At 52.4% G+C, this 12,531-nt stretch carries 7 protein-coding genes; 6 read left to right on the top strand and 1 reads right to left on the bottom strand.

The window, feature by feature from the left end; all coding sequences use genetic code 11:
• Window positions 1-114: 114 nt before the first annotated feature.
• From J4G78_RS09030 to J4G78_RS09045, 4 genes are all read left to right on the top strand, one after another.
• Complete coding sequence (locus J4G78_RS09030) at window positions 115-819, top strand: SDR family oxidoreductase (protein ID WP_259371364.1); 705 nt, start codon at window positions 115-117, stop codon at window positions 817-819.
• A 200-nt stretch (window positions 820-1,019) separates the two neighbouring features.
• The gene (locus J4G78_RS09035) at window positions 1,020-2,228 is read left to right on the top strand and encodes an efflux RND transporter periplasmic adaptor subunit (RefSeq protein ID WP_243457038.1); all 1,209 of its coding nucleotides are present in this window, start codon (window positions 1,020-1,022) and stop codon (window positions 2,226-2,228) included.
• Between the two features lie 3 nt (window positions 2,229-2,231).
• The gene (locus tag J4G78_RS09040) at window positions 2,232-5,405 is read left to right on the top strand and encodes an efflux RND transporter permease subunit (RefSeq protein WP_207986278.1); all 3,174 of its coding nucleotides are present in this window, start codon (window positions 2,232-2,234) and stop codon (window positions 5,403-5,405) included.
• Window positions 5,402-6,817 carry an efflux transporter outer membrane subunit gene (locus J4G78_RS09045; protein ID WP_207986279.1) on the top strand — a complete coding sequence of 472 codons (1,416 nt, stop codon included), beginning with the start codon at window positions 5,402-5,404 and terminating at the stop codon, window positions 6,815-6,817. The genes J4G78_RS09040 and J4G78_RS09045 overlap by 4 nt, the downstream gene beginning before the upstream one ends.
• Before the next feature lie 61 nt (window positions 6,818-6,878).
• Here the strand turns inward: J4G78_RS09045 and J4G78_RS09050 are convergent, their stop codons facing one another.
• Window positions 6,879-8,606 (bottom strand): ShlB/FhaC/HecB family hemolysin secretion/activation protein, encoded by a 1,728-nt coding sequence (locus J4G78_RS09050; protein WP_207986280.1) that lies wholly within the window; start codon window positions 8,604-8,606, stop codon window positions 6,879-6,881.
• A gap of 137 nt (window positions 8,607-8,743) precedes the next feature.
• On the opposite strand from J4G78_RS09050, the gene J4G78_RS09055 reads away from it, so the two are divergent.
• A complete protein-coding gene (locus tag J4G78_RS09055) occupies window positions 8,744-10,114 on the top strand; it encodes a FecR family protein (RefSeq protein ID WP_207986281.1) in 1,371 nt (456 codons plus the stop codon).
• Between the two features lie 80 nt (window positions 10,115-10,194).
• The gene (locus J4G78_RS09060) at window positions 10,195-12,528 is read left to right on the top strand and encodes an EAL domain-containing protein (RefSeq protein WP_207986282.1); all 2,334 of its coding nucleotides are present in this window, start codon (window positions 10,195-10,197) and stop codon (window positions 12,526-12,528) included.
• Window positions 12,529-12,531: the final 3 nt, after the last annotated feature.

The raw sequence follows: 12,531 nt of genomic DNA on the forward strand, positions 1-12,531 counted from the left end.
TATGATCTAATCAGTACAACAACGACTGATCTACATCGGTTAACATCCTGTTCGATAACGATTTCATCGAACGGGAGCGATCATATCACTAGTCTTAAAGGACAAAATACAATCATATTTGCGGGCTCTCGAGGCATCGGGCGCGCAACTGCCATCAAGCTTGGGCAAGAAGAGGCAAATATCGCGGTCGGCTATGCCGGCAATGAAGAGGCTGCTAACAAGACAGTAGATCTCGTCAAACAATCTGGCGGTCAGGCATTCCCCTTTCGCGCTGATGTGTCGGACGATGACGCGGTGCACGATGCTTTTGATCAGACGGAAAAAACATTTGGCGATGTTGATATTGTTATAAACGCTGCTGCAGTTTCCGTGTTCGGGCCGATGGTTAACCTGTCAACAGACGATCTGGAAAAATCCGTTGCGGTCAATATTTTGGGTGCATTTCACGTACTGCGTGAAGCGGCCAAGCGCATCGCTGACAATGGCCGGATCATTCAGTTTTCAACGGGGGGAACCAAAATGCCAATGATGGGTGCCAGCATCTATACCGGTACCAAAGCAGCGGGTGAAAGCATGGCACTAGGGCTCTCGAAGGAACTGGGTGATAAGGGTGTTACGGTTAATGTCATTTCGCCGGGCGTAACCGATACCGATGGATTGGTAATGGATGAAGATCAGGTCAAAAGTCTTATTCAGCAGACACCGCTGGGCCGGCTCGGACAACCGGAAGATGTTGCTGATGTTGTAAGTTTTCTGTGTTCGAGAGAAGCGCGGTGGATAAATGGTCAGAATATTCAGGCTAATGGAGGCATCTTGTAGCGGTCCTAAATTCAGATAGCCGTTGCACAGAAAATTCCATTCTCCTGTTTGATTGAGTCTTTTAATTGCAACAAAACTTACATAGTTTACAATATAGAGTGGTCGATCGCGTGACTATGATCCTGTTTCCCCGCTCCTCAATATTGGCACAAAGACCTATTCTGGTCGCGCTGGTTTTGAACTGAGGGTCTTCAATGCAGGTGAAAAATCTACTCGCAAAATGCCAGGCGGTGGCAGGCTTGGTCGCCGCATCACTGATAGTTTCCGGTTGCTCCGGCCAAGATGATCAACAACCTCCACCGCCGAAAGTTTCCGTAGCAGTTCCACTACAACGCGAAGTGGTGAACTGGGATGACTATGTCGGACGGTTTACGGCCGTGGAAAATGCCGAGATCCGACCGCGTGTATCTGGCACAGTCCAGCGCATCGCATTTCGTGAAGGTGTGGAAGTACGCAAGGGGCAATTGCTCTTCATCATTGATCCACGACCATTTAGAGCAGCAAGCGCACAGGCAGATGCGCAGACCCGCAGCGCGCAAGCGACCCTGACAAACGCCAGAACGGAGCTTACACGGGCCCGTGAATTGCTGAAATTTGACGCCATCAGTAAAGAAGAATTTGAGCAGAAACAGGCGGCTTTGAGAAGCGCGCAGGCCAACGTCAATGCCAATAGTTCAGCCGCTGACAATGCGCAGCTCAATCTGTCATTTACTCGGGTATATGCACCGATTTCTGGTCGGATATCTGATGCTCGCGTGGCGCTTGGTGATTTTGTGACCGAAGGACAGTCAATTTTGACGACCGTTGTGACGGTCGATCCCATCGAGTTCAGTTTCGAAGGTGCGGAAAGTCTCTATCTCAAATATGTCCGCCAGGATGAAAGTGGAGAACGGCAGTCCTCGCGCTATGCCAATAATCCAGTGGAAATTCAGCTCGCCGATGAGGATGAATATCGCTGGAAGGGTCAGATGACCTTTGTTGACAATGCCATTGATCCGAATTCCGGTACTGTTCGCGCGCGCGCCACCATTCAAAACCCAAATGGCTTTCTCATCCCCGGACTATTCGGGCGAATAAGAATACTTGGCTCCGGCACTTACAATGCCATGCTGTTACCGGATGAAGCAATCATCACCGATCAGGATCGCAAGCTCGTCTATATACTCGGCAAAGATAATAAGGTCGCCCAGCGGGAGGTGGCAATCGGCCCTTCTGTTGAAGGCTTGCGTGTGGTCAGCAAAGGTTTGAAAGCATCCGACAAAGTCGTGTTGGACGGTTTGGTCCGGCTGCGCGCTGGTGCTGTCGTCGATCCACAACTGGTAAAAATCAAACCGCAGGCAGAGAATGACTCCCCGGTTTCGGTCCCGGTCCGCGCGCCGCCCGCGTCAGAAGCAACGACAGCGGGTTAACGGATGAAATTCCCCCATTTCTTCATCGACCGGCCGATCTTTGCGGCCGTCATGTCAATATTGATCATGATCTTTGGCGCCGTCGCCTATCCGACATTGCCCGTCGCACAATATCCCGAAATTGCCCCACCCACAGTCGTCGTCTCGGCTACATATCCGGGGGCTACATCCGAGAATTTATCAGAAACAGTCTCCGCTCCGCTGGAAGAAGCGATCAACGGCGTGGAAGATATGATCTATATGTCATCATCGGCAACCGATGACGGCGTTCTGTCCATCACCGTGACGTTCAAACAAGGTACGGATGTCGATCAGGCACAGGTACTGGTTCAAAACAGAGTTTCCACAGCAGAGCCCCGCCTACCAACAGAAGTGCGCCAAATTGGTGTAACCGTACGCAAAAATTCACCAGATATTTTGATGGTAGCGACACTGATCTCACCGGATGAGTCACTTTCGCAACCCTATCTGTCGAACTACGCAACGCTGCAGATGTTGGACCGACTGGCCAGATTGGAAGGCGTCGGCTCCGTACAAATTTTCGGCGGCCGCGATTATAATATGCGGGTCTGGATTGATCCCAATCGCGCGGCAGAACGGAACCTGACGGTAGATGAAATTGTTGGTGCGGTGCGCGCTCAAAATGCGCAAGTATCCGCAGGTGCGGTTGGGCAACCGCCCTTCAATCAGGGGGGAACAGCATTTCAACTTGGCATCCGGGTGCAAGGGCGGCTCACCACTCCGACTGAATTTGGTGACATCATTGTCAAACGCGATGAGGCGGGCCGGCTGACGCGGCTGCGCGATGTCGCTCGTCTCGAATTGGGAGCACAAGATTACACAATTAACGCCTATCTTAGCGGCGATTCGACGGTGGCAATTGCAGTCACCCAATTGCCAGGATCCAATGCGCTAACAACAGCGCAGCTTGTGCGAGATGAACTGGAAACTGCGTCTGAAACCTTTCCGCCGGGTATGGACTATGAAATTCCCTATAACCCGACCGAATATATCGAAGAGTCTATCGCCGCGGTTCAGAACACGCTGATCGAAGCGGTATTCCTGGTCGCTATCATCATATTGCTGTTCCTCCAAAGCTGGCGGGCGGCGCTGATTCCGATCACCGCCATTCCCGTTTCTTTGATTGGCACACTGGCTTTCATGTCCGCATTTGGATTTTCGCTTAATAATCTTTCGCTATTCGGCCTCGTCCTCGCGATCGGCATTGTCGTTGACGATGCCATTGTCGTTGTCGAAAATATTGAGCGCCTGATCGAAGAAAAGGGCCTCTCCCCACTGAGAGCTGCGCATGAATCCATGGACGAGGTCGGGGGAGCATTGATTGCAACCAGCCTGGTTCTGTCTGGCGTTTTTATCCCGACCGCTTTCATCCCGGGCATTTCTGGGCAGTTTTATCAGCAATTTGCGCTGACCATCGTCAGCGCGACGCTTATCTCGACCTTTGTGTCCTTAACCCTTTCCCCGGCCATTGCGGCGCTGCTGCTGAAACCCAAACAAGAGGTGCAACCAGCCGACGGATGGCGCGGATGGCCAAAACGCTTTGCCAACGGGTTTAATCAGCGTTTCGATAGTCTATCCGAAAAATATGGTCGTTTCACAGCACGAGCGGTCAGGGCCCTTGCCATTGTCGGTGTTGTCTATGCGTTGCTGATTGCAACGGCCGGCTGGCGCATGGTTGCCACGCCGTCCGGATTCATTCCCGCTCAGGATCAGGGCTATCTCATCGTTGCCATTCAGTTGCCTCCCGGAGCGTCCTTGCAAAGGACCGATGCAATCGTTCAGCAGGCCCAGCAGATCGCCTTGGACAATGACGCCGCCCGTGCGACAGTGGCATTTGCCGGTCTCGATGGCGCGACCTTTACCAATGCGCCCAATTCGGCTGCTATGTTTGTGCCACTGGTACCGCAACCAGATCGCGCCGATGCCGACACCATTGCTAATGAACTGAGGGGCGCTTTTTCATCGATAACAGCCGCTAATCTGCTGGTAATACCGCCGCCGCCTGTGCGCGGCGTTGGCAGTGGCGGCGGCTTCAAGATGATTATTGAGGACCGGGGCGGAGCCGGACTTAAAACGCTTGAACAAGTGACGCTCAATATGATGCAGCGGGCGAATGCCACGCCCGAAGTGGCTTCTGCTTTTACAACCTTCAACACCGGAACACCGCGTCTATATGGCGATATTGATCGCGAACGAGCCGAACGACTGGGCGTGCCGGTCGAGGCAATCTTTTCTACATTGGGCACTTATCTCGGTTCGACATTCATCAATGATTTCAATTTTCTTGGCCGGACCTACCGGGTGACGGCGCAGGCTGATGCCGCCTATCGCGACGAAGTATCTGATATCGGCCAGCTGAAAACGCGATCCGCATCGGGCGCAATGGTGCCTCTCAACGCGGTTATGTCGCTGGAAAATGAAAGCGGCGCTTACCGGGTCGTTCGGTACAATCTCTATACTTCAGCAGAATTACAGGGTGAAGCAGCAAGAGGCTATTCTTCGGGAGAAACGCTTGCGCGCATGGAAGCTATTGCCGACGAGGTTTTGCCGCAAGGCTTCGCCTATGAATGGACCGAGCTCGCCTATCAACAAAAGCAGGTCGGCAACACGGCAACGGTGGTTTTCATCCTGGCCGTTGTCTTTATTTTCCTGCTTCTTGCCGCCCAATATGAAAGTCTGGCACTTCCGCTGGCTGTCATACTGATCGTTCCGATGTGCCTGTTAAGCGCGATATTGGGCGTGAACCTCTTGGGCATGGATAACAACATACTCACACAAATCGGTCTGGTGGTGCTGATCGGACTGGCAGCCAAAAATGCGATCTTAATCGTCGAATTTGCGAAACAGAACGAAGAAAAGGATATGGGCATCATGGAAGCGGCCAAGGAAGCGGCCGCGCAGCGCCTGCGCCCTATCATCATGACTTCTCTTGCCTTCATTCTCGCAACATTGCCGCTGGTCATCGGCACCGGGCCGGGTTCCGAAATGCGTCAGGCACTCGGCGTAGCCGTCTTTTTTGGGATGATCGGGGTAACCATTTTTGGATTGCTGTTCACACCCAGCTTCTACGTCATCGTGCGCAATCTGGCGCAATGGATAAAGTCAAAAGCTGGCAATAGCGCGGACAGAGAACCGGCGGAGGAGACAGAGTCATGATACGTTTTGTCGCCATTGCCCTGGCTTGTTTCGCTCTCGGGGCCTGCGCTGTTGGCCCGGACTATGAACGACCAGCGCCGCTGTCTAAAGAAAATCGCGCACTGCTGGAAGCCAGAAACAATGCGAACATCACGGTAAAACAACTCCCGGATCAGTGGTGGCAGCTTTTTGATGATCCGGTGCTCGATGGCCTGGTTGAAAAGGCATTGGGGCACAATAATGATATCCGAGTGGCATTTGCCAATCTCAAACAAGCACGAGCAGCGCTGTTCGCGGAGCGTGCGTCCCGGCTGCCGTTTTCCGAAGTCACTGCGTCCGGCGTTCAGGAACGCACAGCGGGTACAAACCGATTTCCGGCCAATGTTGATGATTTCTACAGCGCCGGCTTTGATGCCTCTTATGAAGTGGACGTTTTTGGCGGCGTAAGCCGTGCCGTGGAAGCGGCCCGAGCAGACTATGAAGCGTCACAGGCTGCGCTGGACGTAACGCGTGTGTCCGTGGCCGCTGAAACCGCCCGCCTCTATGCTCTTGCCTGTGCCCTTGGGTCACAATCAAAGGCCGCGCGGGAATCTGTGCGCCTGTTGGAAAGCACACTCGATCTGACGCAGCGCCTGCTCGCCGGCGGCCGCGGGACCCAGCGGGACGTCGATCAAATTTTACTATTGGTGGAACAGGCAAGAAGTCAGATCCCGCAGTTTGAAGGAGAGCGCAGGGCCGCTCTATATGGCCTTACCGTTCTGACTGGTGATTATCCGCACGCGATCAATCCAGACGCTGCGCAATGCGATATAGCACCCACGGTCCGGCAGAAAATACCGGTGGGCGATGGAGAAAGCTTATTGGCGCGGCGCCCGGATATCCGCCAAGCGGAACGGCTGCTCGCCGCTGACGTTGCGCGGGTCGGTGTAGCCACAGCCGCACTTTATCCATCGATCCAGCTGTTAGGATCCATTTCGCTCAGCGCGAATGACCTGGGCAATCTGGGCGACAATAGCAGCCTCGGCTATTCTGTCGGTCCATTCATCAGTTGGAACTTTCCGTTTAACGGCGCAGCAAGAGCCCAGGTCAGAGCCAATGAAGCCATTGCCGAAGGGTCGCTCGCCAGTTTCGATCAGACCGTTTTGGTTGCATTGCAAGAAACCGAACAGGCCCTTGCCCGGCTCAGTGGTGCGATTGAACGCGAGGCTTCTTTGCGCAAGGCCTTCGATGCCGCTCATAACGCTGCCAGAATTTCGCGTATCCGCTATGATTATGGAGCCGATAGCTTCTTGCAGCTATTGGACTCAGAACGCAGCCGCGTCGACGTGCTGGCTTCTTTGGTCCAGTCGCAATCCGATCGTGCCGCTGCGCAGGTGGCCTTGTTCAAAGCCTTGGGTGGCGGATGGCAGAGCGCGCCAGTTATCGATGATTAATCGCCGCTCAAAATCTGCCACATGCGAAATACTCTAAGTTGCAAACCATCTTGCGCGTGCGCTAAAAATCTAGACCAACACGGATGTTCACATGTGGACTCCTATTGCCGCTGCTTGAACGATCACGATTGACCGGTAGAGCGGTTTCCAGTTCAAAATCAACGGGTCCTAAGTCCCCACGAATACCGGAACCGGCTGAGACTAATGTACCCTCACTGTTATCGCGCGCAATGTCGTTGACATGGCCCATGTCGGCAAACCCATAAATTTGCAGTCGCTTCAGCCAAGATAAACGCGATCTGACATTATATCGCAGTTCGGCTAAGCCGTAAAAGCCTTCATCCCCGGATAGTTCGCTGAAATCATAGCCGCGTACACGATAAGCCCCGCCAATGCCCAATTCCTGTGCTGCGAGCAATGGACGGTTAGCAATCTGGCCGCGGGCGGCAAGATATATGCTAAGGTCTTTGGTTAATCCGGTTCTGAAATCGGCCCAATATTCACCCTTCGTAAAAACGCCGTCGCCATCAAATCGGGAAGATAGTGGATTACCAAGCCGGGTCGCGCCGAAAACATCAAATCCCTGGACAAGCGCCGCGCCTCCGCGAAGCCTGCCGCCCGCGAAAGGTATTTCTCCCCTAAGGCTTAAAGTTGCCGTGACTTGCGTATCTTCGCGGATCAGGGCGTTCAGTTCGTCACGGTTGATCGATAGATAAGCGGCTTCTGTCTCGATCCATAGGCTGCCGGACGTGGCACGGATAATCGGATAGCTAGCAAAAAGCGCCAAATAGCTGCTTTTCCCCGATATGTTAGAACCGCTCCTATTGCCCCCCGGTTCGGTATTTCCAATGGAACCGGCAATACCGCCCCTGATACCATCTGTGCCAAATTCAGTCTGATAATAGCCGCTGACGGATAGTATCTCTTGGGGGTCGATCGGATTGGTCCGGATCGCGAATCCAAGGGCATCAGAATCGTTTATCGCCGCCCGCATGTCAGCTGAAATACGGGCTCTTATCGGACCAAAACTGTCACTTCCGTAATTATCGCCCTGTATACGCACACGATCACCGCGTTCGCGAACTTTGACCTGCAGAATATTCCGACCATCTTCCTGCAGGAACTCTGTGGAGCGCACACGGATGTCCGGGATATCACCAGCCAGCAATAGCTTCCGCTCAATCTCTGAGCGATGCGCGACTTTGCCCTCCAGGGAAGACAGGATTTTCCGTAAATGCCGATTGTCGGAGCCGATAACGCGGACCGCATCAATCATGCCTTCAACCAGTTGAACTTCCAGCACACCCATCTGAACGGACTGTTCCGGCACGTAAACCGAAGCAAAAATATACCCTTCGTCACGCGCAATATCGGCGATTTGCTGCGTGAGAGATGCAAGCTCCTCTTCGGATGCCTCTTGCCCGATAAACGTTTCCACAACAGGCGAAAAAACGTCGATACCAAGCGTCGCAGCGCCAGCGACATTAATGGCACCAATCCGAAAATTGGTCGCACCGATATGCGATGGACCGGTCTCATCGGCCGCATCAGAGGACTGAACCACGGAGACTGACATATTAGGTAAAATTGGTGGTGATGATGTGTCTAGTCCGGATTGCGACTGTTCTGAAACTCTGGGTTCAGGAAACCCGACTGTCCAGGCTTCGTTGTCCAATGCGGCTATTTCGGTGCTCTGTGCAATCGCGACTTGCTGCCCCGATAGGGGAACGAACAAGGCCCAAAGAAAGGAAGCTGTTTTAAGGCGGGACACAATAACACCGATACTCATGGACATTTGGTTTCGTTGACGGTGTAGCCGGACGATATTAAATGTTGGTTATCAGCGGTGTAAATTAATCTGCATTTAACTAACTCTCTTCTTCATATCTTCAAAGGCGTGGCGTTAACAGCGATTCTGATATTGATATGAAAGTTGTTATTATGTCCAATCCCGTTGCAAAGTCGCTGATTATCGCGGCTCTATTGTCTAGCAGTGCTGCTTATGCTGGAACACCGGGATGGCAAGTCTCCGAAATCAGCGGAAATGTGACCATAGCGCGTAATGGCGTTGTGAAGATCGCCCAACGCCAGACTAAATTGGCGGCAGGTGATGTGATCAAAACCGGGCCGAAGGGTCGTGCTGTGTTGCTGCGCGGCGGCGAATATCTTGTGGTTTCACCGGCGAGTCATATTGAAATAGCCGAACCGGCCAAAAGCGGCAAAGTGACCCAGATTATCGAATATCTCGGCAATGTTCTGTTTCGTATAGACAAAAAGGAAACGCCCCATTTTGGCGTCAAAACCCCCTATATGGCTGCTGTCGTTAAGGGAACGACGTTCAGCGTATCGGTTAGTCCAGAAGGTACGGCTGTACAGGTCACCGAAGGTGCCGTGGAAGTATCTACTTTGGATGGTGGCGCTTCTCAATTGGTAACCCCCGGTGTGATCGGCATGATCAATGCAAATGATCCGTTCAGCCTCGTGGTTATTAACGGCGAGCGGCGCGTGATCGAGTCGCCAAACAAGCCAGATGTGACAGGTCCAAAAAAGGCGCACACGGCCGGACAATCAGTGACAACCTCCGTTGCACCCACGAACAAGCCAGCTTTTTCTGATCTTTCGGGCGTTATCACGGCACCGATTGTCGACGACGGCGTTGAATTGGCCGAGCTGACAAACGGGCTTGTCCGCGGCGACGTGGGTTATGGCAGCTTTGTTGCCGTTGCAAATGCCGAAGAGGCTATCGGTGCCATCGAGAATTTCGATGACAATCTCGGCAACGAAGAAATCGCCTCGGGCAATGATGAGATTGATAGCGGCGGCGAAGAGACTGTCGACGACAAAGGTGATGATAGTCAGGACGAGAACGATCAAGGCGCTGATGATCCAAGCGATGAAAATGCAGGCGAAGAGCAGCAGGGCGGCGAAGACCCGGGCAGCGAAGATCAAAGTGAAGATCAGGGCGAAGAAGACCAAGGTGATGATAACCTAGCCAGCGGCGAGGAAGGCGACGAGGACAAGGGTAACGAAAGCACCGATGGCAACACTGCCGATGACGATATGGAAGACGATCAGACCGACGATGGCCCGGATGATGACGATCAAGGTGACGATGATGATCGTGACGATGATCGCGACGACGACGATGACGACCGGGACGATGATCGTGACGACGATGGCAACAACGGTCACGGAAATGACCCAGATGGCTTCGATGACAGCAATCCTGGTCGCGGAAATGGCAATGGCAATGGTAACGGTAGAGGCAATAACGGTCGCGGCAACAAACACGACTGAAGCTTTGTGCCTGACCAGAATTAACCGTAAATAGAGATATCTCGCCTAAACCGGTGTCTTGAGCGGTTTACGGAGATATTTTGAAAAGCTTTCTTGCTTCTATCCGGGCGAGTTCCACGCGGCGCTTTTTCTTGGCTTGGGCGTTGGCTTTAGCAAGTGCGATTGCATTGCCTATCGCCGGGGTTGGCGGCGAGGTTGAACAACAATTCCAAAATCTGCGCTCTGACCTTTTGGAAAAGCCGGCTTCCGGCGACATCGCTATTGTCGAAATTGACGCGAAATCTATTCAGGCGCTTGATCGTTGGCCTTGGCCACGTGATTATTATGCCGGGCTGGTTGAGAAATTATCTGCGGCGGATGTCGCTCAAATAGCGTTCGATGTCGATTTTTCCGCCAATTCGACAGCTGAACAAGATATGGCTTTTGCTGAAGCATTAAAAAAGTCGCAAGCAGCAGTGATATTGCCGACCTTCAAACAGGAAGAAACATCAAATAAAGGCAGTTATATCGAAAGCCTGCCCATCGCGATTTTACGTGATCATGCTTTTCTGGCCTCGGTCAATGTCCATCCTGACGAAAACGGGCAACTGAATGATTATAGCTACGGCACTATAACGGACGGTACCGTACGACCCTCGATGGCGGCTATGATAGCTGAGACGCCAGGTAATATTGATAAAAACTTTTCCATCGATCAGTCGATAGATCCCGCTACGATCCCGCGATTCAGCTTTGTCGATATATTGCGGTCAACGGAACCGATTGAAGCTCTCAAAGGTAAAAAGATTCTGATTGGCGCGACTGCAATCGAGCTCGGAGACCGCTATCCGATCAGCCTTCACGGCGTGCTTCCAGGTGTAGTTGTTCAGGCAATGGCAGCTGAAACCCTGTTGCAGGGCACGAATGTGCAAAATATCGGCTATCTTCCATCTTTGGCTTTTGCTGGAATCGTACTTGTCATTTTCACAATGCGCCGGTCACGCAGCGAAAACAGCCTCGTACCAGCTGCGCTGGCCATTGCGGCCATATTGTTCATTCTGTTGCTCGTTTCGGAATATTTCGGGGTGGTAACGTTTTCCAACGTTCCTGCATTATTCTTCCTTGGTATCTTACTGATTGCGGACAAATTTCTCAAAACAAATCTCGCCCTCAACCGCAGCCGCTTTTCCAATGCGGACAGCGCGCTACCCAACGAACCAGCCATGATCGAGTTTATTGGTCGCTGCGAGATGAGCAATATCGCGGTGGCCCGGCTTTCAGATTTTGGCGACCTTTTGGTGGTGACTGATAAGGACAGCCGGATTGATCTGTTCAAGAATCTAGCGGAAAGGTTAAAGTTTCTGGCTGCAGAGGAACGGATTTTTCATCTTGATACCAATATAATCGGCTGGGTGGTAAAACAAGATTATGCCAACGATATATCCGGGCATTTCGATACGGCAGTGGCCCTTTTTCACGCTCCGATCATGGCCGGCGAGACGAAAGTCAAACTGAACGCTTCCTTTGGCCTGAGCGGTGAATCGATCGACAAAGCGAAAATCGCTAGTGACCAGGCAATAGCCAAAAGCAAGCGTTGGGCACTTCATGACGCCGAGGCCGCAAGCGCGATTGGCCAGAAGCAGAACTTGCTTGTTGAAATGGAACAAGCGATTGAAAGAAAGCATATCTGGACGGTTTACCAACCAAAATGGAACCTGCGCGAGAATAGACTGGACGGTGTCGAGGCGCTTGTGCGCTGGAAGCACCCCGAGCGCGGGATGATCAGCCCTGAACTGTTTATTCCCATATTGGAAAAAGCTGGCAGAATTGACGAGCTGACACTGCATGTGTTGCAAAGCGCCCTGGATGATTTGTCGATATGGAATGCACAGCGTCCCGGTCTAAGCTGCTCGGTCAATATTTCGGCGCAGCTGCTCGATGATATTGCATTTATCGACAAGGCAATCGCGATGGTTGGTGCTGCCAATCTCGACAACGATCATATTATTTTTGAAGTGACTGAAACGGCAGCCTTGGCGGATCTGCAATTGTCCGTCGATGCGCTTGAACGTATCCGCAACGCCGGCATCAGCGTTTCGATTGACGATTATGGTACGGGTCAATCGACAATGAGCTATCTGCAACGCTTGCCGATTGATGAAATCAAAATCGACCAAAGTTTTGTCAAAACCATGATGAATGATGATTCAAACCGGTTGATGGTTAAGTCGACCATCGAATTGGCCCACGCGCTTAAGCTAAAGGTGGTTGCTGAAGGTATTGAAGATCAGCCGTGTATGGACATGCTGACTGAATTTGGCTGCGATGTCGGACAAGGTTGGCATATCTCGAAACCAGTCTCGTCTCAGGGTTTTAAGACAAATTGGTTGGATTCCATTACGACTGAAAAGGCCGTACGCGTCCAAGCGGTTTGACAG

The sequence above is a fragment of the Parasphingorhabdus cellanae genome, assembly GCF_017498565.1.
Lineage (GTDB): Bacteria > Pseudomonadota > Alphaproteobacteria > Sphingomonadales > Sphingomonadaceae > Parasphingorhabdus > Parasphingorhabdus cellanae.